Source organism: Acinetobacter lanii, assembly GCF_011578285.1.
In the GTDB taxonomy this organism is placed as follows: Bacteria; Pseudomonadota; Gammaproteobacteria; order Pseudomonadales; family Moraxellaceae; genus Acinetobacter; species Acinetobacter lanii.
On record NZ_CP049916.1, the window covers coordinates 3,272,067 to 3,296,267 of the forward strand.

Consider the following 24,201-nt stretch of genomic DNA (forward strand, 5'->3'; position numbering starts at 1 on the left):
ATTTATTCCTTGTGCTCACGAACAATTGAGCGAATCAAAGCCCCAATACCAAATAGAATATTTAAGACAATAAATGAGGTGATGATGAGATACATTTTTCTAGGATAAAGCGCATCTTGAGCTAAACGCGGTGTGGAAATCACCACGAGTTTTTTCAATTTACGTGAGGCTTCTAAGCGCGACTTTTCCAATGATGCTAAAGACAGTTTATATAAATCCGTTGCAAAACCGACTTGTGCTTTTAGCTCTTCAAACTCTGAAACACTTTGGTTCAGCTTGGTATTACTCGGTGAAGTCAGCTTGGCATTTTCATTTTCAATTTGCTGTTCTACAGATTCAATCTGACTTTGCACGGCAATCACTTGGGGTGCGATCGGGTTCAAATAACTGAGTAAGGTACGCTCCTCAGTTTTCAATTGCGCCAAATTGTTTTGTAAGCTTGCAACGAGTGTCGCGACTGCTTGTGCTTGAAGTGCTGGATCAAAAATGTCATTTTCATTTTGATATTTCAGTAAAGTGTCACGCGCTTGCTTTAATTGATCAGTTGACTCTTGCAATTGTTGCTCTGCAAAATTTTGCTGCTCTTGCGCGATACTTTGCGAAATATCATTAATAAAATCTTCACTGTTCTTTAAAATCGAATTGTTCAGCTTGAGTGAATACTCTGGGGTAAAACCTTGTGCATTGACTTCAAGCATCATGGTTTTTTCATCAAGATTAACACTCACCACACGATTAAAATATTTGACCACATCTTCAATGGGTGCGTCTTCATCCAAGGCAAAAAGCGGATCTTTTTTAACCTGAAAGGCATTTCTCAGATTAATCTCACGGTCTAGTTTTTCCACCATATCACGTGAAGATATATAGGTTTTTAAAATATTGGCATCTTCACTACTCGTGTTTGAAGCACCTAGTAATGCGCCCAAGCCACTACTATCGGTAACTGCAGCTTCTCCCACTTGTTTCACCAATAAGGTTGAAGATGACGCATAGCGATCTTGTGCAAATAAGCTCAAATACATTAAAACAACGAACAAAGGTGCGAGTACAAAGCAGCTGTATGCAAGGATGAAATTTTTACTGAATTTTTTATTTTGCATATGCTTTATAAACCTCTACTGCTTCGAGTACATCTTCAAAATATTCTGCCTTTCCGTCTCGAACAAGAAAGGCGACATCACAATTACGTGTTAAATCATTTAGATCATGTGAGACCATAATGATATTTGAGCTTTCTTTTAGCTCATCGAGCAGCCTCTGACTTTTTTTCCGAAATGAAGCATCCCCCACTGCGCCAGCTTCATCCAAAAGATAATAATCAAAATTAAATGCCATACTCAGACCAAAACCAATACGGCTTCGCATACCGCTCGAATAACTTTTAATGGGCATATCAAAATATTTACCAATTTCAGCAAATTCCTCGACGAAATTGACTACGTACTCCACTTGCTCTTCATTTTCAACATATAGACGCGCAACAAATCGGACATTCTGCCGCGCAGTTAAACTGCCCTGAAAACCACCCGAGAGTGCCACTGGCCAAGAGATACTTTTGTTGGTAATCACTTTGCCTTGATCAGCATAGTCAATGCCCCCAATGATTCTGAGTAAGGTACTTTTACCTGCACCATTTTTACCCAGTAACGCCACACTTTTGTTTTCAGGCAAAATTGCATTAAGGTTTCTAAACACATAATGCCGTCCCTTCGGGGTCACAAATGATTTGGTTAAATTTTTAAGCTCAATCATTTGGTCTTCATCATATGTTTTTCAAATCGCTTATAGAGGAGTAATCCTATAAATAAACTCCCAACAATCCATAAAGCTACATAACTCAAACTAATACCTTGTACTAACGGATAATTTGGTGCGACTGCATGACGCATTAACTCAAAAACATGGATCAGGGGATTCCAAAGTAAATAATCTCTATATTCAATAGGTATCGTATTTATAGAAAATAAAACCCCAGATAAAAAATACAAAATTAGAAAAAAAACAGAAATAAACTTTTGAATCTCTTGACTAATATCACCCAAAATCATAAAAATCAAACTACATGAGGTAGTAAATAAAAAAATTAAAATCCAATAAAACAATAATTCAGGAATTTGCTGCAAACTAATGCTTAAACCACACCAAAGAAATGCGATTGAGAATCCAACATAAGTTACAAAACTTAGTAGCAGTTCAAGTAAATTACGTGCAATTAACGCATCAATCGGCTTAACGGGCTTGTAGCTAAATAACCCTCTATTCGATTGGACAGCGCTCATCGCCTGTGAAAGCCCTTTCCTAAACATTGTAAATGGAATAATGCCATTAATTAAAAAAACAACAAAATCCATTCCAGGCAAAACGCGTTGCATAATAGCGCCGAATAATATAACCATTAGGCCCAAGGTAAATAGTGGTTCCAAAAAAATCCATAAATACCCTAAACGATACTGACCAAAACGTGTCTGTAACTCACGTAATAGCAGCGCGCGAATAGAAGCTTTCATTACCTTTAAACCGCCACGAGGTTTCAGGCGTGGAAGTTTTTTCAATGGTATTGATTCATCAGTTGACATGTTATTCAATGACTCGATCGTCATCTTAAGTTATAGGCGTGCTCATATTAACCATAAATTCTTTTAGATTGAAGCCAAAATAAGAAATTAAAATAAATTTGAAATTTAAAGATTAATGATATGACTAGTTTTTCGATATAAACCTTTATTTATCATTGAAAAAATCTAAAGAATTACACCGAGTTATTTGATCACTCATTAATCAAACATCAAATAAAAAGAGAGCCGAAGCTCTCTTTTTTTATGCATTCATTACATCATCAGATTAGTAAATAAATTGATTGGTTTTTAACAATTCATCCAAGGTTGTATCGGTATTTTGTAATACCACCAATTCTTTAGAGGTATGCTGAGTACCTGCACCATCCAAATCGATCTTCACAACAGAATTGGTACCTTGTTTCTCGATTGAAACAAACTGACCAATATTCGATGCATTCACCCCTTTGTTGCTCAGTAATGACGACACATCAATTTTGTCACCTTGCGCTTTGGAGAAGTCCGTCCACACATCACCTTGGTCAACCAAGTTAAGCGCTGTGAATTTCACAGTATCCGCACCTGTACCCATTTGTAAGATATGCAGGATTTGATCTGAACCAAATGAGTCATTGGCAGCCGAACCTTTTACGGTGTACTCGTAGTTGATCTCTAAGTGCGCAGTTTGAGTTTCGCCATTGGCAGTGGTGACTTTATAAACAAAGTCATCTGTACCGACTGAACCTTTGTTTTGATTATACACGTAAGAGCCATCCGCTTTGATACTGAGCGAACCATATTGACCTTGGACACTCAAACCAGATGTTGAAACATCTTTAAAGGTCACACCGCCATCAGTTGAAATCGATAATTTACTGTTAATGCCCAGTGAATCTTTCGCCACAGTTTCAACACCGACTGCAGTGAAGATATTACCTTCGGCACTACCATAACTGTCTAAAGACCATTTGCTAGTATTCACAGTTTCAACAGACACATTGGTATCAAATGTTTCTGCATTCAACAAGTAATAACCGCCTGATGTCTTGAAGTTAACACGATATTGACCTGGGTCATTTACCGTTACAGTGCCATCAAATACTGTTGTACCATTTTTAACTTGATACACCACGCCATAAGTCTTAGAACCTGTTGCGCCTGACACATTTTCCCAAACGCCTTTGGCTGCATTGTATTTTTGCAACTGCCAAGTGAATGTAGTACGAGATGGATCCGCATAGAATACACAGTCAGCCGCTTTAAAGTTGACACTGATCTTCGCTTGGTCACCTTGACTCACGGTAAATGTATTTGAGTTTACAGTCGATGTTGAGCCATATTTCGCATAGACATCGCCTGAAGCCACATTGGTCACTTGTGAGAACTGACTCACGCTACCTTTAACAAAGTCAGAATCGTTATGCAAATCAAGTGATGTTGCTGGTTTAGATGGATCTTTCGCATCCCAATTCAATTTCACTTCATCAGCACCAATTTGTACATTCACTTTAGCTGTAGAAACTGCACCTGATTGGTCTTTAATGGTATATGTGAAGGTATCCACTTGCCCCACCACTTTGACATCTTTGTTTGGTGTGTACTTATAAGTACCATCCGCAGAGATCACCATGGTGCCGTATTTACCCACCAATGTTGCAGTACCTGTTGCTGGAACCTCTACAGATTTACCATCAGCAGTGGTCAATTTCACCAATTTAGTCGAAGCTGTGACCAAGTCATCCGCAAGTAAGTTGCCCGTAGTTGTATTGGCTTTCACCGCTTCTAATTCTGTCGAACTTGCATAAGTATTGTAGGTCACAGAAATGATATTCTTCGACAAAATACTGAACAAGCTCAAATCTTCAGCAATGATTTTGTAGTTACCTTGTGGCAAATCTTTGGCTTGAATTTTTGCTTGCTCTGGGAAGAACAAGAAGAATTTATTAAACAAGCCCATATCAGCATTAGAAACTACTTTACCCCATGACCCATCTGCATTTTGCTTGTAAAGCGTGACACGAATACCATCGAGTAATGTTGCAAAACCAAAATTAGTTGCCTTAATGTCTACAGACATCGTTTCACCCGCTTTTACGCTAAATGAAATGTCTGCACAGCTCGAACCTAGAATTGGAATGCCTAAGAATTTACCCAAAGATCCAAAGACTTTACTTTCAGTCACTGATGATTTGCATACTGATTTGTAAGCCAAATCAACATCAGCTTTGATTACGTCATCATTTGCTTGAAGTTTAGAATCCGCATAAATGATTTTCGGTTGACTTGTATTGCCTGCCGCATCCTTAGCGACTAAAGTGATTTCCTCACCTTGCACATAGGCTTTGTCCAAAGTAATTTTAAACTTACCATCAGCATCAGTAATACCACTACCAATTTCTTTATTATTTGCATCAAAAACAGTAACAGTCGCATTCGCTTCAGTTGCCACACCGCTGACTTCATTACCGACATCATTGAAATCTGCTTCATTGATTTCTGGTGCAATGGTATCTTTCAAACCTTTAACGTCTACAGGGCCAACAGTATTGCCCGCTGCGTCTGAAGCAGTGACTTTACCAATTGCATTGTCTGTTAGAGCCTTAGTTAATACCGCGGTATAGGTTCCATTTGCTAATGCGATGGTGTTACCAATCACGTTACCATCTTTGTCTTTCACAACAACTTTGGCACCCGCTTCAGTTTTACCTGTTACGATCGTACCATCGGCATTTAAGAATGCATCCAACTCTTGCGGTGGAAGCGTATCTTTATCACCCACAAGTTCCACTGGCGCACTTGGGTTGCCCGCAGCATCTCTAGCAATCACGTCAACGCTGTTGCCGTCTGTGATTGGATCTTTCAGTTCAATCGTGAAGTTACCGTTGCCATCTGCTGTTGCTGTGCCTACCACAGTGTCTCCGTCTTTGACTTCAACGGTTGCACCTGGTTCAGTTTTACCCGTTACTACAGTACCTTCGTCATTTAGTTCAGCTTCTAGATCTGGACCAATGGTGTCTTTGCTACCCGTCACTGTTAGTGGATCAGTGGTATTGCCTGCTGCGTCTGCTGCAGTCACGAAGCCTTGTGCACCATCTGTTAATGGCTCGCTCAAGTTCGCTGTGTAGTTACCATCAGCATCTGCAGTCGCTTCACCAATCACTTGACCATCTTTGTCTTTCACAACAACTTTGGCATCCGCTTCAGTTTTACCAGTGACAATTGTTCCGTCAGCATTGAGTTCTGCTGTCAGTTCAAGTGGCGCTGTGGTGTCTTTATCACCAGTTAACTGAACTGGCGCACTTGGGTTGCCCGCAGCATCTTTGGCAATCACGTCAACGCTGTTGCCGTCTGTGATTGGATCTTGCAGTTCAATCGTGAAGTTACCGTTAGCATCTGCTGTTGCTGTGCCAATCACTGTATCGCCATCTTTGACTTCAACGGTTGCACCTGGTTCAGTTTTACCCGTCACCACTGTACCGTCTGTATTCAGTTCTGCTTCTAGATCTGGACCGATGGTGTCTTTGCTACCGGTCACTGTTAATGGATCAGTGGTATTGCCTGCTGCGTCTGCTGCAGTCACGAAGCCTTGTGCACCATCTGTCAGTGGCTTGCTTAGGTTTGCTGTGTAGTTGCCATCAGCATCTGCAGTCGCTTCACCAATCACTTGACCATCTTTGTCTTTCACAACAACTTTGGCATCCGCTTCAGTTTTACCAGTGACAATTGTTCCGTCAGCATTGAGTTCTGCTGTCAGTTCAAGTGGCGCTGTGGTGTCTTTGTCACCAGTTAACTCAACTGGCGCACTTGGGTTGCCCGCAGCATCTTTGGCAATCACGTCAACGCTGTTGCCGTCTGTGATTGGATCTTGCAGTTCAATCGTGAAGTTACCGTTAGCATCTGCTGTTGCTGTGCCAATCACTGTATCGCCATCTTTGACTTCAACGGTTGCACCTGGTTCAGTTTTACCCGTCACCACTGTACCGTCTGTATTCAGTTCTGCTTCTAGATCTGGACCGATGGTGTCTTTGCTACCGGTCACTGTTAATGGATCAGTGGTATTGCCTGCTGCGTCTGCTGCAGTCACGAAGCCTTGTGCACCATCTGTCAGTGGCTTGCTTAGGTTTGCTGTGTAGTTGCCATCAGCATCTGCAGTCGCTTCACCAATCACTTGACCATCTTTGTCTTTCACAACAACTTTGGCATCCGCTTCAGTTTTACCAGTGACAATTGTTCCGTCAGCATTGAGTTCTGCTGTCAGTTCAAGTGGCGCTGTGGTGTCTTTGTCACCAGTTAACTCAACTGGCGCACTTGGGTTGCCCGCAGCATCTTTGGCAATCACGTCAACGCTGTTGCCGTCTGTGATTGGATCTTGCAGTTCAATCGTGAAGTTACCGTTAGCATCTGCTGTTGCTGTGCCAATCACTGTATCGCCATCTTTGACTTCAACGGTTGCACCTGGTTCAGTTTTACCCGTCACCACTGTACCGTCTGTATTCAGTTCTGCTTCTAGATCTGGACCAATGGTGTCTTTGCTACCCGTCACTGTCACAGGTTCAGTGGTATTGCCTGCTGCGTCTGCTGCAGTCACGAAGCCTTGTGCACCATCTGTTAATGGCTCGCTCAAGTTCGCTGTGTAGTTGCCATCAGCATCTGCAGTCGCTTCACCAATCACTTGACCATCTTTGTCTTTCACAACAACTTTAGCGCCCACTTCGGTTTTACCAGTGACAATTGTTCCGTCAGCATTCAGTTCTGCTGTCAGTTCAAGTGGTGCTGTGGTGTCTTTATCACCAGTTAACTCAACTGGCGCACTTGGGTTGCCCGCAGCATCTTTGGCAATCACATCAACGCTGTTGCCATCTGTGATTGGATCTTTCAGTTCAATCGTGAAGTTACCGTTAGCATCTGCTGTTGCTGTGCCTACCACGGTATCTCCGTCTTTGACTTCAACGGTTGCACCTGGTTCAGTTTTACCCGTAACCACTGTGCCTTCGTCATTTAGTTCAGCTTCTAGATCTGGACCAATGGTGTCTTTGCTACCCGTCACTGTTAGTGGATCAGTGGTATTGCCTGCTGCGTCTGCTGCAGTCACGAAGCCTTGTGCACCATCTGTCAGTGGCTTGCTTAGGTTTGCTGTGTAGTTACCGTTGGCATCTGCAGTCGCTTCACCAATCACTTGACCATCTTTGTCTTTCACAACAACTTTGGCATCCGCTTCAGTTTTACCAGTGACAATTGTTCCATCAGCATTCAGTTCTGCTGTCAGTTCAAGTGGAGCGGTGGTGTCTTTATCACCAGTTAACTCAACTGGCGCACTTGGGTTGCCCGCAGCATCTTTGGCAATCACGTCAACGCTGTTGCCGTCTGTGATTGGATCTTGCAGTTCAATCGTGAAGTTACCGTTAGCATCTGCTGTTGCTGTGCCAATCACTGTATCGCCATCTTTGACTTCAACGGTTGCACCTGGTTCAGTTTTACCCGTCACCACTGTACCGTCTGTATTCAGTTCTGCTTCTAGATCTGGACCAATGGTGTCTTTGCTACCCGTCACTGTCACAGGTTCAGTGGTATTGCCTGCTGCGTCTGCTGCAGTCACGAAGCCTTGTGCACCATCTGTTAATGGCTTGCTCAAGTTCGCTGTGTAGTTACCATCAGCATCTGCAGTCGCTTCACCAATCACTTGACCATCTTTGTCTTTCACAACAACTTTAGCGCCCACTTCAGTTTTACCAGTGACAATTGTTCCGTCAGCATTGAGTTCTGCTGTCAGTTCAAGTGGTGGTGTAATATCAGGTGCAGTCGCTGTACCAGGTTTAGATATATTACCCGCTGCATCGGTAGCTGTAAATTTAAGCTCTTCACCGTTTTTTTGTGCCGGATTTAAGTTAACTGTAAACTGACCATTTGCATCAGTTTGCACTTCACCCACAATCTTATTATCAGTATTTTTTACCTGAATTTTACTGTTTGGTTCAGCTTGACCTACCAGCAATAACCCATCTTGACTCACCTGACCTGTAGGTGCATCCGGTGCAATCTGTGGTCCAACAACAGGTTTTTGAATTGAATTCCCTACAGCATCGGATGCTGTGACAACAGCGGGTTCACCGTCTGTTAATGGACGATTCAAGTTAATGCTAAAATCACCATTTTGATCAGCGATATCTTCGCCTAGGACTTTCCCACTGGCATCCTTAACCACAACTTTTGCATTCGCTTCGGTAGAACCTGTGACCACTTCACCAGTCGCATTGATCGCCACATCTAAATGATCAGGAGCTTTAACATCTGGCCCCACTATTTGTTTTGGCTCAGAGCTATTCCCTGCCGCATCGGTTGCGACAACACTACCCACCTCATCATTTACCAATGGTGAAATCAATTTAATATCGAAGTGACCTTCAGCATCTGCAACACCTGAACCAATTACTTTACCAGAAGCATCTTTGACTTGTATTTTTGCATTGGCTTCAGTTTCACCAATTAAGATTGTACCTGATTGATTGAGATCAGCACTCAAAATCTCAGGATTAACATGTGGACCTGCAATTTGAGTATCAATCGAGTTATCAGCAGCGTCTGAAGCAGTCACTGTGACTTGCTCGCCATCGGTGATCGGACGATTTAAATCAATAACAAAAGCACCTTGTGCATCTGCTTGACCCTTACCGAGTACAGCACCACTTACATCCTTGATCACAATAAAGGCGAAAGCTTCAGTAGACCCTGTAACAATACTCCCATCTTCATTAAAATCCGCATCTACAAACTCGGGTGCTAAAGTGTCCTTGTGACCAATAACTTCGTCTGGCTCTGACACATTGCCACCCTTGTCTACCACTACAACATCTGCTTTTTCATCATTGAGCAAAGGTGGATAGATATCTACATTGAAATGACCTGATGAATCTACAGTTCCACTTCCTAAAACTTCACCACTTTTATCTTTAACAACTACGGTCGTTTCAGGCTCTGCAGTACCATACACTTTTGTGCCATCTTCATTCGATGTCGCATCCGGTCGATAGGGTATAATATTATCTGGAACAGTGGCATAACCTGGCTTAGAAATTTTGCCATGGACATCCTTAGCATACAGAACAATCTCTTCACCATTGTTTTGTGCTGGATATACACTTACAGCAAAATTACCCTCATCATCCGAAAAACCTTGGCCGATTAAATTTTCTTCACTGTCATAAATAGTCACTTCACAATTTTTTTCTGTTTTTCCCTCAATGACAAAACCTTCATTGCTTGAGTTGGTTACTTCAGGGGTCATTGGCGGGTATAAGTCAGGTGCTTGAGCAAAAATAGGCTGTGAGACAGCACCATCTAGATCATAAACAACCACTTTGACGATTTCAAAATTCACCAAAGCCGGTTGAAATTGAAACGTGAAACTACCGTTGGAATTCAGGGTTGCCGTTCCTAAAAGGGTATCTTCAGGGTAGTAGATTTCAACTTTTTGGTCTTTAACACCACCACTACCGGTAATTGTCGACCCTGATCTAGGAATAGTTAAGCTTAGCTTTGTTTCAAAGCTGGTCACCGCATTTAAATTTGTAGTTTGAGCATTTACACTGCTTAAATTTGCGGTGTTGGTTAAATTTTCATTTGTCATAATTATTACCTTATTTTATGCTGAATATTTCATTCTCGAAGAAAGGGAAATTTCGAACAAAAGTACAGTTTTGTTAATTTTATTGTGAACTGGTTAACATTTTTAACATTTAGATATGTTTAATTCAACTTTTTTTTGATTAATGCATAATATTTCCGATAATATGCATGATCCTGCCTAAATCAGGAAACTAGATACTTTTCAGCGCATTATAAATATGTATAAAAGGACGTTTGAGCACACAGAGTTTGCAACAAAATATTGCTTCATGTGACATCGCTTGAGTTTCAGTTCCAACAAATCCTATACGCAAATGTTTAAGAGAAATGACTCAATTCACACCTATGATCACTTCAGTAAAAATGTAATATCTAAGATATAATCAGGACACAACTGATCTGCATGAATTAGAACTTTATACTTATGAATAAACTTTCCTGCTTCAAAGCCTATGATATTCGTGGAAAACTCGGTACAGAGTTAGATAATGAGATTGCCTACAAGATTGGTCGCGCCTACGGACAAATTTACCAACCTAAAACAGTCGTGATTGGATGTGATATTCGCCTAACCAGTGAAGACCTCAAGCAAGCCACGATCCAAGGCTTAAATGATGCCGGGGTCAATGTACTTGATTTAGGCATGACAGGCACAGAAGAAGTGTATTTCGGCGCTTTTCATCTAGATGTACAAGGTGGGATTGAAATTACTGCCAGCCATAATCCGATGGATTATAACGGCATGAAATTGGTGCGTGAAAACGCACGCCCGATTGGTGCAGATTCAGGTTTAAAAGAAATTCAAGCATTGGCTGAATCTGAAGCTTTCCAAACTGTTGAAACCAAAGGAACAACAATTCCATATAATATTTTGCCTGAATATATCGACCATCTGATGACCTATATCAGCCCAAGCAAAATTCGACCTTTAAAATTGGTGATGAATGCGGGAAATGGTGCAGCAGGTCATGTGGTCGATGCAATTGAAGATAAATTCAAACAACTGAATATTCCTGTTGAATTCATTAAAATTCACAATGAACCAAATGGACATTTTCCAAATGGGATTCCCAACCCAATTTTAATTGAAAATCGTAGCAGTACCCGTGATGCTGTGCTCGTGCATGGTGCAGATATGGGGATTGCCTGGGATGGCGATTTCGATCGTTGCTTCTTATTTGATGAAAAAGGACAATTTATTGAAGGTTACTACATTGTCGGTTTACTCGCTCAAGCCTTTTTACTTAAACAAGCCGGTGAGAAAATTGTGCATGACCCACGTTTAGTATGGAATACCTTTGATATTGTAGAACAGTTCAAAGGTGAAGCAATTCAATCTCAATCAGGACATTCTTTTATTAAAGAAAAAATGCGTGAGCAGAATGCGGTGTATGGCGGCGAAATGAGTGCACACCATTATTTCCGCGATTTTGCCTATTGTGATAGCGGTATGATTCCATGGTTATTGGCAGTCTCAGTATTGTCTGAAACCCAAAAACCACTGTCTGCTCTCGTTGAAGAAATGATTGAAAAATTCCCTTGCTCAGGTGAAATTAACTTTAAGGTTCAAGACACACAAAGTACCATCCAAAAGATTTTTGATCACTTTGCCGATCAAAATCCATCCATTGACCGCACTGATGGAGTCAGTTTAGATTTTGGCGCTTGGCGTTTTAATGTACGCGAATCAAACACTGAACCTTTACTGCGCTTAAATATCGAAAGTCGCTTGGATCAGAATCCTAGACCGATGCAAGATTATGTCGATGAACTTACCAAACTTATCCAAAATTAAATTTAAGCCATAAAAAAAGAGCCTTATTGGCTCTTTTTTTATGGAATTTCGTATTAATCACGATATCCATTTGGATTTTGTTGTTGCCAACGCCAACTGTCTTTAAGCATATCTTCTAAGTTATATTTTGGTGTCCAGTTTAATTCTTCAATAGCACGTACATTATTGGCAAATGAAGTCGCGACATCGCCTTCACGGCGTGGTGAAATTTCAAAAGCAACTTTTACACCATTGACCTGCTCAAAGGTATTTTTCACCTGCAGCACAGATTTACCCTTTCCTGTACCAATATTCCATGCACGACAACCGTTATGATTTAAGCGATTTTGAAGTGCACACAGATGGGCATTCGCAAGATCTACCACGTGAATATAATCTCGTACTCCTGTACCATCTACAGTGTCATAATCATCACCGAAAATGGACAATTTTTCACGACGCCCGACAGCCACTTGGGTCACAAAAGGCATCAAATTATTCGGGATTCCTTGCGGATCTTCCCCAATTTGACCACTTTGATGTGCACCAACAGGGTTGAAATATCTCAGTAATGCGATAGACCAACGTTGATCCGAAAGCGATAACTTCTGTAGAAGCTGCTCTACAATCAACTTGGTATAGCCATAATTATTACTTGGCATGCCGGTAGGCATATCTTCATTTAAAGGAGAGACATTGGCTTCATCATAAACAGTGGCCGAGGAACTAAAAACAAGGTTAAAAACTTGAGCCCGTTGCATGGCTTGAACCAACTGAATTGAACCTGCAATATTATTATCAAAATACGTTAGTGGGACCTGTTGACTCTCACCGACCGCTTTTAATCCGGCAAAGTGAATCACTGCATCAATCTGATGTTCTGCAAAAACGCTATCTAAGGCAACACTATCTCGAATATCACCCTGAATAAAGGTCAGTTTTTTTCCGGTTAGTGATTCAACTCGATTTAAAGACTCTTGAGCGCTGTTTGATAGATTGTCATAGACGACAACATCATATCCAGCGTTTAATAATTCTAGACACGTATGTGAACCGATATACCCGGCGCCACCTGTCACTAAAATATTAGCCATCCAATTTTCCTAATAAAACTTTAATTAAACCTTGTGTAGACGCATCCAAATCTGAAATATTTTGCTGACTGCCATTTAAGATAGGAAGAATTTGATTGGCAATTTCTTTGCCTTTTTCAACGCCCCACTGATCAAATGGATTAATATTCCACAAAACAGACTGTACAAAGACTTTGTGTTCATACATCGCGATCAGCATGCCTAAACTATAGGGATTCAGCTCTTGCATCAAAATAGTGGTACTCGGCTGATTACCTTCATACTGCTTATATTTAGGTAAGCTCTCAACCTCATTCGGATCTAGAGCTTGATTACCAAAAGCGAGAAGTCTTGATTGCGCGAGACAATTGGAGAGTGCTAAATGATGCTGTTCAATTAGAGCATCGGCATTCTCGACATAGGTAAATTGCTTGGCATTATAGCGGTGAATCGGTGCAATAAAATCGCTACTGACTGACTGCGTGCCTTGATGAAGCAGTTGATAAAAGGCATGCTGTGCATTCGGTCCAATTTCGCCCCAAATAATCGGACAAGTATCCCAATTGACTTTTTCACCAGTGCGTTGAATGGATTTACCATTCGATTCCATTTCGAGCTGTTGCAAATACGGTGCAAAGTATTTCAGACGTCCATCATACGGCAACACAGCATGGGTTTGAATATCCAGAAAATTATTATTCCATGCACTTAATAGTCCCATGAGAACAGGGATATTTTGGTGAAATGGTGCCTGTTTAAAATGTTGGTCAATCTGATGAGCACCAGCCAATAACTGTCTAAAGCCATCCATACCTATACTTAAGGCAATTGGCAAACCGATACACGACCAGAGTGAATAACGTCCACCCACCCAATCCCAAAGCAAAAATTGATTTTCACCAGCAATGCCCCACTCTGTCATTTTCTCAGGTTTGGTCGATACTCCGATAAAATGGTGTTTCAATAATTGTGGATGTTGATTGAGTCGTTTCTCCAACCATAATCGAGCAGTTTGTGCATTGGATAAAGTATCAATCGTCCCGAAAGACTTAGAAGAAATAATAAATAATGTGGTTTCTGGACGAAGCCTATGCAACAACTCTGAGAGCTGACTGCCATCAATGGTCGATACAAAATGGACATTGAGGGGTTTTTCAGTCTGCTTTTTAAAATCAGACAAAGCATGTGTGACCATCAGTGGACCGAGGTCTGATCCCCCTACGCCGATATTGACCACATCTTGAATCACTTCACCCGTTACACCGCGATATTGCCCCTGATGAATTTTATTCACCAGAGCTTCCATGCGCTCAAGTTGCTGATGCACCAATGCAGCTAAATCAGGGTAGTGTTGATCTTGCTTAGGTAAGCGCAAAGCCCAATGCATCGCAGCACGGTCTTCAGTGTAATTCAAATGCTTTTGGGAAAAAAGCTGATGAATCCAAGGCTTCAAATCCTGTGCATATGCCCAACGAATCAAATGAGACAAAATCTCTGGATTGATACGATGTTTACTGTAATCAAAAATAATCGGATCTAAATGGATTGAACACGCTTCAAAACGCGATGCTGATTCCTGAAAAAATTCATTCAGATGTTTATGTTGATATTGATCTACCAGTTGTTTTAATTGATCAATCACAGCTGCGACATCTTCAACTGGATAGGGCTGAGCTGAATCTATCATTAGCGTCCTACTCCCATATACGCAAAGCCTTGAGATTTCACATATTGAGGATCATACATATTACGACCATCTAAAATCAGTGGATGCGCCATAGTTTGAACTAAAGTCTTGTAATTTGGACTGGCATATTGCTTCCACGCCGTCAGTACACATAGAGCGTGGGCATCTTTTACAGCATCCTCTTGATCAAGACAATAAATCAAATCATCGCGATGCCCGTAAATTTTCTCAATTTCAGGAAGCGCATGAGGATCGTGTAATTTCACTGTAACACCTTGCGCCCACAATGCTTTTAACATGATATGAATGGGAGAATGCTGAATCCGAGCCGTATTTTCTTTAAAAGATGCCCCCCAAATGGCTACGGTTTTACCCTTTAAGTTCCCATGGTAATAATTCCACAGCTTTCTAAACATCAATTCTTTTTGTTGCTCATTGATTTCCCAGACTTGGGACAACAATTGGCTCTTGACCCCTGTATCCGATACGGCATTGGATAAGGTTAAAATATCGTGTGAGAAATTTTCCCCACCAAAGCCAGCGCCTGGATATAAATAAGCACTGCCAATCCGTGAATCTGCTGCCATGCCTTGACGCACATACTCAATATCTATGCCAAGTTTTTCTGCCACGACAGCTAAGTCGTTAATATAGCTAATACGGGTCGCCAACATCCCAGAAATACTAAGTTTGGTAAACTCCGCATCCAAAATCGGCATAAATAAATATTGTTGTTGTCGTGGGAACAGTGGACGGAGCAATTCTCGAATCTGCTTTTCTGCATCATCCTGATCACAACCTACGATCAATTGATCTGCCTGAAGGACGCTTTGTAAGGCATTGCCTTCCTGAATGATATCGGGCAAATAGATCCAGCGATCTTCAGGCAAATAAGCTTGGAGTTTGGCTGTGCCATTTAAACCCAATGTGGATGCATTGATCATTAACTTTGGATGAATAATCGGTCTTAAACTGATTTCCTTTAAAATTTCAATGCCCATTTTTTCATCCGTGGCATTAAAACTAAAAAGATAAGCATCCATGTCATGATCAATGTCATTCAGATGGCAATATTTTAAAAACCCATTTTTATGCTGTTTTTCAAGCAAATGCTGAATCGCTTCATCCTGTGCATATGCATGTTCAATGCTCTGTTTTTTGAGATACTCGCACCAATAGACCTGATGCCCATACTCCGCCAACAATGCCGATAACACACCGGAATACAGGGTTCTTCCAAATATTGCAATCTTCATGATGCCGATACCCTATACATTCAACTCTTGAATCAATGATTTAAACTCTGCACCCAGTGTTGGATGGTCTAAACCATAATGCAATACGGCTTTCAAATAACCAATTTTACTACCACAGTCAAAGGTTTGACCTTTCATCCGATACGCTTCTACCGCTTCAGTTTGCTGTAACATTGCAATTGCATCGGTCAACTGAATCTCATTACCTGCACCACGTGGGGTGTTTTCAAGCAATTGCATAATCTGCGCAGGAAGCACATAACGACCAACAACTGACAGATTTGAGGGTGCATTGCCAACTGCAGGCTTTTCAACAATGCCTTGCATCACGATACTTTGACCTTCTACAGGCGACTCAGCAACATCTACAATACCGTATTGATCAACCATATGATCTGGAACAGCTTCTACCATAATTTGTGATGATTTTGATGCTTCAAAGCGTTTAATCATCAGACTCAAATCATTTTCTGTATCTGAATCTTTCACCAATACATCAGGCAACAACACAGCAAAAGGCTCATTACCCACAATGTTTTTTGCGCAGAGGACCGCGTGCCCTAAACCTAAAGGTTGAGGTTGACGTACACTCACAATACTAATATGTGCTGGCAGAATATCGGTAATTACTTTAAGTAGATCGAATTTTTTCTTTTGCTCAAGTGTCGTTTCAAGCTCAAAATTACGATCGAAATAATTTTCAATTGAGGCTTTAGATGAATGGGTCACTAAAATAATTTGTTCGATTCCCGCAGCAATCGCTTCTTTGACCACATATTCAATAGCAGGGCGGTCAACAACAGTGACCATTTCCTTTGGAATAGATTTACTAGCAGGTAAAAAACGCGTGCCTAGACCCGCAACTGGAAGAATGGCTTTTTTGATCATAAGAATGCGTAAAAATTATATGGATTAAAATGAGTAATATTATCTGATTTCATCTGAGCTTTGTTGTGGATTATTACCTTTGAACAATGAAGGTCCTACATGTCCTGGTGCATTAATCCCTTCTTTTTTTGTCATAACTAAGACTGTCTTTAACATAATTTTAAAATCAACGATCAAAGAGTGGTGATCGACATACCAAACATCACATTTAAAGCGTTCTTCATAGTCTAATTCATTACGACCACTGACCTGTGCTAATCCGGTCATCCCTGGGCGAACTTCTAAACGACGTGCCTGTTCAGGAGAGTACAATTCCATAAACTCCTTCAACATTGGTCGAGGACCTACAACACTCATATCACCTTTTAGTACGTTAACCAGTTGAGGCATTTCATCCAAACTGGTCGAACGCAACTTTTGCCCGAATGGCGTAATACGTTGGTCATCTGGTAGTGGGTTACCTTTTGCGTCAAAAGCATCTTTCATAGAACGAAACTTTATCATTTTAAATAACTTACCATTCTTTCCAGGTCGTTCTTGTAGAAAAAATATCGGTGATCCTAAGTTTTTACGTACTTTCAGTGCCACAATTAAGAACACCGGTGAAAGTAGTATAAGAGCAATCAACGATATGAAAATATCAACTAATCTCTTCATTTTCTGATACTAATCCAATAATTTTTAGAAGCTTTCTATTAATTTTTTCAGCATCAAACCGCTCTTGGGCAATTTTGAAGCTTTGTAATCCCATCTCATTAATCTTTTTGGGATGCTCAATAAAATAACACATTTTTTGAGCTAAGGCTTGAGGATTCCACTTAGGTATTAAGAAGCCATTTAAACCGTCAACCACTGTTTCACGACATCCGGGTACATCTGTCGTGATTACAGGACGTCCAATTGCCATAGCTTCTTGCGTACTTCTTGGAACCCCTTCTCTATAAGATGGCAGAACAAATACACTAGAATCAGTTATCCAATCTTTTATATTTGTTACATAACCTGGGTATTCAAATAGTTTTTCGTGTACTAACTCATTTAATTGTTGTTGCTTTAAAGCGCCTAGATTTTCCTTATCGATTTCGCCTAAAACAGTAAAATGTGCTTGAGGATATTGTGCTTTAACCAAACGCATTGCTTCAATGAGCTCATAAATTCCTTTCTCTTTTAATAGTCTTCCGATGAATAAAAATTTCACTGGATGTGTAGGCGCAGTTGAATAGGGATAATCTTTTAAACTTAAACCCGTGGCACCTAAGTTTTCGACGTCTTTGGCTTTTATTCGATACTTATTGATTAAATCTTGTGGGTCATCTGGATTTAGAAAAATAATTTTATCTAAACATGGAAAAGCCAAACGGTAGAGTAATACTTGAATGTTACGAATAATTTTAGTTTTAAAACTTTGCCCGTCAGGTTGTTCTGTAAAGGTATAGCCTAGTCCTTCCAACATACCGATCACTTGGGGCACTTTTGCAAGTTTTGCTGCAATACTGCCGTAGATCACAGGCTTCGAAGAATATGAAAAAACTAAATCTGGTTTGATTATTCTAATTTTTTCGACCAACTCCCTTACGGATTGAATATCTTCCAAAGGATTTAGTCCACCTCGACTTAAGTGATAAGTCACGACTTCAGCTCCTAATGATTGTATCCTAGCAATCCATTGGTCATTATATTCAGAAACAAAAGCATGCACTTGAATATTATTTTTTTGACATGAAGTAATTAAATCTTTTCTAAATAAAAATAAATTTGAAGCGGTTGTTCCGATGATAATAATTTTTTTATGACTCATATATTTCTATCCATTTTTTTACAATAACGTTTAAGTCAAAATTATTTATTACATAGTTAAGAGCGATTTGATTATTTTTGATCTTTTCATCTTTAGACAACGCTAGAGCATTAAGTAGTGCCTGAGATAAAGCTCGGCTATTTTTAGGAGGAACTAAAATACCTGTGCCTCCCATCACTTCTTTTACGCCCCCACAATCGGTTGCAACAACAAAGGTTTCACAGGCCATCGCTTCAGCAACCACTAAACCGAAGCCTTCAAATGAGGAGGAAAGGACAAAAAGATCTGCAATTGACATTAATTCGTGAATATCATCACGACGACCAAGTAGTTTGATATTGGCATTTAGCTTGTATTCACTAATTAATGATTCAATTTGTGGTCTTTGGTGACCTTCACCCGCAATCAATAACATAGGCTGTGCATCATGTTGAAACTGAATAAGCATATCTTTAAATGCAGAAATTAAATTTGGATAATCTTTAGCTTCATCAAGACGACCAACGGCCAATATAATTTTGCATTGGCTATAAGAGGGAAATTTATTCTCTTTTAGTTTTTTTATATTATGATTTTTTTGAAATCTTCCTAAATCTATACCATTATAGATTTTATGAATACCCCCCATAGGTACCGCGCCTAATCGTTCAAAGCTTTCACAGGCAGATTGGCTCACATTCGTCGTAAGATCGGCTAATGAATGCGTAATTCCATATGCCATCATTCTTAATTTTCCACCCTCATTATTGCTATGGGCTGTACAAATAAGCTTTGGTATAGAAAGAAATTTTCTAGTTAGTCGAGCAAATATATTTGCATGGACCATATGTGCATGAACGACATCAGGGTGATAAGTTGTAATAAGAGCTTTATATTTTTGATATGTGTCAAATAGATGAGAGAGTGTGTCTAAACCTAACCCGACTAATTCTATAGTTTTAGATGTAGGTCTAACGACAACCTGACCTTTCAAATATGCAATTTTAACTTCATGACCTAAATCAGTCATTCGATCTGCCAAGTCAACTACAACTTTTTCAGCACCACCACCGCCTAAACCAGTAATTAAATATAATATTTTCATGGTACAATATTCATTCTTATGTATTTAAATAAATGATGAAAATCAGTATTCATACTCATTCCCGACATTACCCCCTGAACATCCAAACAAAAAAATAAAATTAATAAAAAAAATATTAATATATTATTAGCCATGTTAAATTTTGAACACAATACAAAAATTATTGGAAGTATAAAAGTACTCATTAATCTACCAGCAGCAGGATTAATAAAATATAAACCTAAAAATAACGACAATCCTAATATTGAAAATTGGTAAATATTATTATTTTTTTCTTCTTTAATAAAAAACAAAAAGTAAATTAATATAATTAAAAAACATAGAAATGCTCCACCCCCAACACTTACAGCTGATAGAATATGATCTTCACTAGCTTGCCTAATACCTAAATAACCCCCAATTAATTTTATAAAGAGACCTAAAAAAGCAGAAGTCAGAAAAATAATTAATGATTTTATTTTCAAAGAATAAATAGGAATCGTATAGTATAAAATTAATAAAAAAGTTATTAAAAAGAATGATGAGTGGATAAACGAGCAAAAAAATGAAACCAAAATTATGTTCTTTTTATTATCGGTATAAGTCAAAAAAAATAAAAGGATAATAGTAGAAATAGATTGCCTTAAAACAACCAATTGTGAGTGAAATGCATAATGACAAAATAATATTAGAAACATACCCATTATAAAATTAAAAACATTCTTAGAATGCTTAAATAATAAAATTAAAGTACCCAATAAGCAAAAAAATAAAAAAATAAAAACAATATTGGAAGAAGATATAAAATTACTTAAAAAAATATTTAATTTTAGAAAAATAGGTTCATTTGCATATACAGTCATTCCACCATATGCATCATATAAATCTTGAGATTTCTCTGCATAGATTATATAAACATCCCTATCTCTAAAGAAACTATGAGGTATATTCATAAAAACATATAAATACAGGAATAATAAAACACAAAAAGTCATATAAAATATGACCTTATGAACTTGATTTTTAGTCAATTCCTTCTCCTAATAGATTTACCCATATATTAGAAATTTTATTTAAATTAAATTTAGATGAATTACTAAAAGATATTTCAACCATTTTTTGATAGTTACCATTAATCATCACTTTTATTTTTTCTGCAAAATCTTTAATATTTAATGGTTCGACTAAAAGCCCATTACTTCCATGATCTAAAATCTCACTAGGTCCCGTATCACAATCAAATGCAACTATTGGTAATCCATAACTTTGAGCTTCAAGTAATACCATTGGTAATCCCTCAAATCTTGAACTCATACAGAAAAAAGAAGCTTTTCGATAAAATTCATCCATATTTTTTTGTTGTCCAAGAAACAGAAAACTATCTGAAACTTTATATTCAATAGTTAACTCTTTTAGTTTTAATTCATCTTCACCACTACCAACTAATATAATCTTCCAGCCTGGTAATTCATGTGCAATTTGACTCCATGCTTCCACTAATAAATCAAATCCTTTTTGATACGTTAATCGTCCTACACATAAAATAGTTTTACTTTCTAATGATGGCTGATTATCCTGCAAACTATAAGGACTCGGATTTGGAATAGCGATCACTTTATTCTTTGTTTTTAGATTAAATTTTTCATCCCAAAAATTTTTATCTCTTTCCGTAAGTGTCACAATCTTGTCACACCAATGTGCAGCCATCCAACGTCCCAAATCCCTAAATTTAGAACCTAAATTAACCTTTAGATTAAAGTGTTCCCAACAAATATGTTGGATATTTAGCCCTATAGTTGCGGGTACAGTAAACACGCAACTAATACTATCTGCGACGATCAACGTATTAATTTTATTGCTTAACAAATATGCTCTAATCCTTTTTACACATTGGATAAAGTTTTTTCTCATCGATACATTAAAAGTGAATAAAGCACTTGTTTTTATTTGATGATTTAGTTCAAAGAAAGGGTTGTCACCATGACTTAAAGATAAAATATGAACTTTTGTCTCTTCTGAAACCAAGTTATTCGCAATTAGCGATGTTACTCTTTCCGTTCCACCAGAATGATTAATATCTCCAATTAAAAAACAAATATTTTTCATTTTAAATACCAAATTTAATTAATTTTGAAAAATAAGAAAGTAATGCATAAGTTAAATTGGTGTCCTTAATTCTAGTTCTTAAATTTACTTTCAAATAATCAGAGCATTGCCCATACCTAATAATGGTTTTTATAAGTGCAACAAAGTTTTTTAAAAAAATATTCCAAGGAATTAACTTAAGCATTACAGATCTAGAGACATAATGACCTTGTGCATTTTTTAAGATACTACTTTTACTTAAGCGATTTTCTGTATCATTATCAAAAAACAAACGTAATGGCTCTGGGATATAAGCAAATTTATAATCATCTGCTGAAACTTTGACATAAAACCAAATTTCTGGAATAAACTTAATCGACGGATTAACAGGATATAAATATTTTTTTAACAATTCTATTTTAAAAACATCAATTCTTTCACCAAAATTTCTACGATCCGAAAATTCCTCAAAATAGGATTGAATAAGAATTTCATCTGATATTTTACGACCATCAAATGTATTTTTTACATTTGAATAAGCTAAAAATCTTAAACCTATAATTTCTTTATCTTCCAATAAATATAGGTATTTATTAAAAATATTTTCTATATTATCTGCCTTTGCTAGTGCATCATCGGAATCAACACCACAGAAAAATTTTCCTTTTGCATTCATTACCGCATTGTTCCAAGCAGCTTGCTTTCCAGCATTTTCTTGTTTGATATATCGGATAGAGATAATATTATCTTTAATAAATTGATCGACAATTTCTTCAGTATTGTCGATAGATCCATCATCTATAATTAGCCATTCAAAATTTTTGAGTGTTTGAATTTTTAAGCTGCCATATAGTCTTTGCAACGTATTTGCACGATTATAGGTTGGCGTAAATATCGTTAATTCAACTTTATTCATGACTTATTAGCACCAATAATTTCATATATTACATTTTTTAATTTAGCGGGTTTAAATGAAAAATTTATTAAAAGTGAAATAAATTCAACAATCACCAACGACAATGCAGCACCTACGATGCTTATTTTTATAATTAAAACAAAAGAGATGAAGATATTTAACACCAACATAGAAATCGACTTAATGGCTAGAAATCGATAACCATTAAATTTAATAATAATTCTAGAAAAATAAAAATTTAAAACCCAAAGCAACTGAAAAAATATAAGAATATCGAATATTACAATCGAATTATAGTAACCAACCCCATATAACCATGTAATAAAATAGGATGAAGAGAAATAAAGGATACAGATAATTACCGATGATAATAAAAAAATATTCAGTAAAATTTTTGAAGCCATAGAGCAATATTCTAAATATTGATTGTTATTTATTTTATATATAGATGTCATATAGCTCATAATAAGTGTTGTTGGAACAATACACCATGCACCAGCCAAAATAAAAGCGACTGAAAATATACCAACACTCTTAGTATTTTCTAAATATCCTAATAAAAAATTTGAAATCTGCCCATTTACACTAGTAGTAATAATCGACAACATTAGAGGAAAACCAACACCCAAAAAATATGGGATATATTTTTTTACTTTTGAATTCTTTTCTACATTTATTTTATTTTTTTCTTTAAATTTCTTCCTATAGACAATAAGTTTTATTAAAAAAGGTATAAAAGTCATTAATACTATTGGAATTGTTAGATATATATAATCTAGCTGCTCAAAAACAATTATAAATCTCAAAAGTAATGAAGCCAAGAGACCAATTACATTTGAAACCACGTTAATTTTAGAGAGTAAAGCACCTTCATAAAATGCATTCAACAAATCAATAGAGTTGAAATAGTAAGCTATACATGTTGCCAATATAAAATAAAAGCCTGTGTATGATGCAAAAAAATAGGATAAAATTAAAACAAAAAAAGATAGAGAAATATAAACCAATGAAATTAATTGATTGGCTTTAATCAAAAATATCGAATGAAAGGGCTTACTTTGACTAACATACTTAAAATATATTTGATCTAAGCCAAACTGTGAAAGTGTTTTTAAAACAATAAAAATAGATGCCGCTAAAGAAATCTCACCATAAATCGAAGGCCCGGTATACTTTGCCACTGCAGAAATAATAAAAATTAGTCCAAAAATTGAAATTGATTTTTCTACTAGCATCCATAGTGAATTTCTAATTCTTGGATCTTTTTTGATCTTATTTAACATCATGTTCATGAATAATGTTTTCGACCTATTTTACATTTTTTAGTGAGTATTCGTAAAAATTAAAACCATGATTATTAATAATATTTTAAAAATCAGTCAAATATAGCAAAAATTGTTATAACTTACAGCTAATTATTACTATAAAAATTATATGATTTTTAACCTTTTAATTCAATAATTTAATTTTAACCAAAGCT

16 protein-coding genes are annotated in these 24,201 nt (G+C 37.7%); 1 reads left to right on the plus strand and 15 read right to left on the minus strand.

The window, feature by feature from the left end:
- Positions 1 to 2 precede the first annotated feature (2 nt).
- The 4 genes from G8D99_RS14955 to G8D99_RS14970 all read right to left on the minus strand — a co-directional run bounded on the left by G8D99_RS14955 (position 3) and on the right by G8D99_RS14970 (position 10,182).
- Entirely contained in the window at positions 3 to 1,103 is a 1,101-nt protein-coding gene (locus G8D99_RS14955; protein WP_166327247.1) for a capsule biosynthesis protein, read from the minus strand.
- On the minus strand, positions 1,093 to 1,755 hold the full coding sequence (locus G8D99_RS14960) for an ABC transporter ATP-binding protein (protein ID WP_166327249.1): 663 nt from the start codon (positions 1,753 to 1,755) through the stop codon (positions 1,093 to 1,095). Before G8D99_RS14960 ends, G8D99_RS14955 begins: the two co-directional genes overlap by 11 nt.
- A complete protein-coding gene (locus tag G8D99_RS14965) occupies positions 1,752 to 2,579 on the minus strand; it encodes an ABC transporter permease (protein WP_227554337.1) in 828 nt (275 codons plus the stop codon). The genes G8D99_RS14960 and G8D99_RS14965 overlap by 4 nt, the downstream gene beginning before the upstream one ends.
- 265 nt (positions 2,580 to 2,844) lie before the next feature.
- On the minus strand, positions 2,845 to 10,182 hold the full coding sequence (locus G8D99_RS14970) for a BapA/Bap/LapF family large adhesin (protein ID WP_166327251.1): 7,338 nt from the start codon (positions 10,180 to 10,182) through the stop codon (positions 2,845 to 2,847).
- Positions 10,183 to 10,605: 423 nt separating this feature from the next.
- Between G8D99_RS14970 and G8D99_RS14975 the strand changes: the two genes are divergently transcribed.
- The gene (locus G8D99_RS14975; RefSeq protein ID WP_166327253.1) at positions 10,606 to 11,976 is read left to right on the plus strand and encodes a phosphohexomutase domain-containing protein; all 1,371 of its coding nucleotides are present in this window, start codon (positions 10,606 to 10,608) and stop codon (positions 11,974 to 11,976) included.
- Positions 11,977 to 12,029: 53 nt separating this feature from the next.
- Here the strand turns inward: G8D99_RS14975 and galE are convergent, their stop codons facing one another.
- Genes galE through G8D99_RS15030 form a run of 11 tightly spaced genes read right to left on the minus strand, consistent with a single transcriptional unit; the run spans position 12,030 to position 24,013 of the window.
- Positions 12,030 to 13,049 (minus strand): UDP-glucose 4-epimerase GalE, encoded by a 1,020-nt coding sequence (gene galE / locus G8D99_RS14980; RefSeq protein ID WP_166327255.1) that lies wholly within the window; start codon positions 13,047 to 13,049, stop codon positions 12,030 to 12,032.
- Positions 13,042 to 14,715: a glucose-6-phosphate isomerase gene (pgi, locus tag G8D99_RS14985; protein WP_166327257.1), complete on the minus strand. Its 1,674-nt coding sequence runs from the start codon at positions 14,713 to 14,715 to the stop codon at positions 13,042 to 13,044. Before pgi ends, galE begins: the two co-directional genes overlap by 8 nt.
- Positions 14,715 to 15,971, minus strand: coding sequence for a nucleotide sugar dehydrogenase (locus tag G8D99_RS14990; protein ID WP_166327259.1), 1,257 nt, complete (start codon positions 15,969 to 15,971; stop codon positions 14,715 to 14,717). Before G8D99_RS14990 ends, pgi begins: the two co-directional genes overlap by 1 nt.
- 12 nt (positions 15,972 to 15,983) lie before the next feature.
- Positions 15,984 to 16,859 (minus strand): UTP--glucose-1-phosphate uridylyltransferase GalU, encoded by an 876-nt coding sequence (gene galU, locus G8D99_RS14995; RefSeq protein ID WP_166327261.1) that lies wholly within the window; start codon positions 16,857 to 16,859, stop codon positions 15,984 to 15,986.
- Positions 16,860 to 16,898: 39 nt separating this feature from the next.
- On the minus strand, positions 16,899 to 17,516 hold the full coding sequence (locus G8D99_RS15000) for a sugar transferase (protein WP_166327263.1): 618 nt from the start codon (positions 17,514 to 17,516) through the stop codon (positions 16,899 to 16,901).
- On the minus strand, positions 17,500 to 18,657 hold the full coding sequence (locus G8D99_RS15005) for a glycosyltransferase family 4 protein (RefSeq protein WP_166327265.1): 1,158 nt from the start codon (positions 18,655 to 18,657) through the stop codon (positions 17,500 to 17,502). Before G8D99_RS15005 ends, G8D99_RS15000 begins: the two co-directional genes overlap by 17 nt.
- Positions 18,647 to 19,741 (minus strand): glycosyltransferase, encoded by a 1,095-nt coding sequence (locus G8D99_RS15010; RefSeq protein ID WP_166327267.1) that lies wholly within the window; start codon positions 19,739 to 19,741, stop codon positions 18,647 to 18,649. The genes G8D99_RS15005 and G8D99_RS15010 overlap by 11 nt, the downstream gene beginning before the upstream one ends.
- Positions 19,738 to 20,751, minus strand: coding sequence for an EpsG family protein (locus G8D99_RS15015; protein ID WP_166327269.1), 1,014 nt, complete (start codon positions 20,749 to 20,751; stop codon positions 19,738 to 19,740). The genes G8D99_RS15010 and G8D99_RS15015 overlap by 4 nt, the downstream gene beginning before the upstream one ends.
- Complete coding sequence (locus tag G8D99_RS15020) at positions 20,744 to 21,826, minus strand: glycosyltransferase family 4 protein (protein WP_166327271.1); 1,083 nt, start codon at positions 21,824 to 21,826, stop codon at positions 20,744 to 20,746. The genes G8D99_RS15015 and G8D99_RS15020 overlap by 8 nt, the downstream gene beginning before the upstream one ends.
- Before the next feature lies 1 nt (position 21,827).
- Positions 21,828 to 22,721: a glycosyltransferase family 2 protein gene (locus G8D99_RS15025; RefSeq protein WP_166327273.1), complete on the minus strand. Its 894-nt coding sequence runs from the start codon at positions 22,719 to 22,721 to the stop codon at positions 21,828 to 21,830.
- Positions 22,718 to 24,013 (minus strand): oligosaccharide flippase family protein, encoded by a 1,296-nt coding sequence (locus tag G8D99_RS15030; RefSeq protein ID WP_166327275.1) that lies wholly within the window; start codon positions 24,011 to 24,013, stop codon positions 22,718 to 22,720. Before G8D99_RS15030 ends, G8D99_RS15025 begins: the two co-directional genes overlap by 4 nt.
- Positions 24,014 to 24,201: the final 188 nt, after the last annotated feature.

Coding starts and splice junctions, on each gene's coding strand:
- G8D99_RS14965 (WP_227554337.1), bottom strand. CDS start 2,579: ATGTCAACTGATGAATCAATACCATTGAAAAAACTTCCACGCCTGAAA.
- galE (WP_166327255.1), bottom strand. CDS start 13,049: ATGGCTAATATTTTAGTGACAGGTGGCGCCGGGTATATCGGTTCACAT.
- G8D99_RS15030 (WP_166327275.1), bottom strand. CDS start 24,013: ATGAACATGATGTTAAATAAGATCAAAAAAGATCCAAGAATTAGAAAT.
- G8D99_RS14990 (WP_166327259.1), bottom strand. CDS start 15,971: ATGAAGATTGCAATATTTGGAAGAACCCTGTATTCCGGTGTGTTATCG.
- G8D99_RS15020 (WP_166327271.1), bottom strand. CDS start 21,826: ATGAAAAATATTTGTTTTTTAATTGGAGATATTAATCATTCTGGTGGA.
- G8D99_RS15025 (WP_166327273.1), bottom strand. CDS start 22,721: ATGAATAAAGTTGAATTAACGATATTTACGCCAACCTATAATCGTGCA.
- G8D99_RS14975 (WP_166327253.1), top strand. CDS start 10,606: ATGAATAAACTTTCCTGCTTCAAAGCCTATGATATTCGTGGAAAACTC.
- G8D99_RS14960 (WP_166327249.1), bottom strand. CDS start 1,755: ATGATTGAGCTTAAAAATTTAACCAAATCATTTGTGACCCCGAAGGGA.
- G8D99_RS15010 (WP_166327267.1), bottom strand. CDS start 19,741: ATGAAAATATTATATTTAATTACTGGTTTAGGCGGTGGTGGTGCTGAA.
- G8D99_RS14970 (WP_166327251.1), bottom strand. CDS start 10,182: ATGACAAATGAAAATTTAACCAACACCGCAAATTTAAGCAGTGTAAAT.
- galU (WP_166327261.1), bottom strand. CDS start 16,859: ATGATCAAAAAAGCCATTCTTCCAGTTGCGGGTCTAGGCACGCGTTTT.
- G8D99_RS15000 (WP_166327263.1), bottom strand. CDS start 17,516: ATGAAGAGATTAGTTGATATTTTCATATCGTTGATTGCTCTTATACTA.
- G8D99_RS15005 (WP_166327265.1), bottom strand. CDS start 18,657: ATGAGTCATAAAAAAATTATTATCATCGGAACAACCGCTTCAAATTTA.
- G8D99_RS14955 (WP_166327247.1), bottom strand. CDS start 1,103: ATGCAAAATAAAAAATTCAGTAAAAATTTCATCCTTGCATACAGCTGC.
- pgi (WP_166327257.1), bottom strand. CDS start 14,715: ATGATAGATTCAGCTCAGCCCTATCCAGTTGAAGATGTCGCAGCTGTG.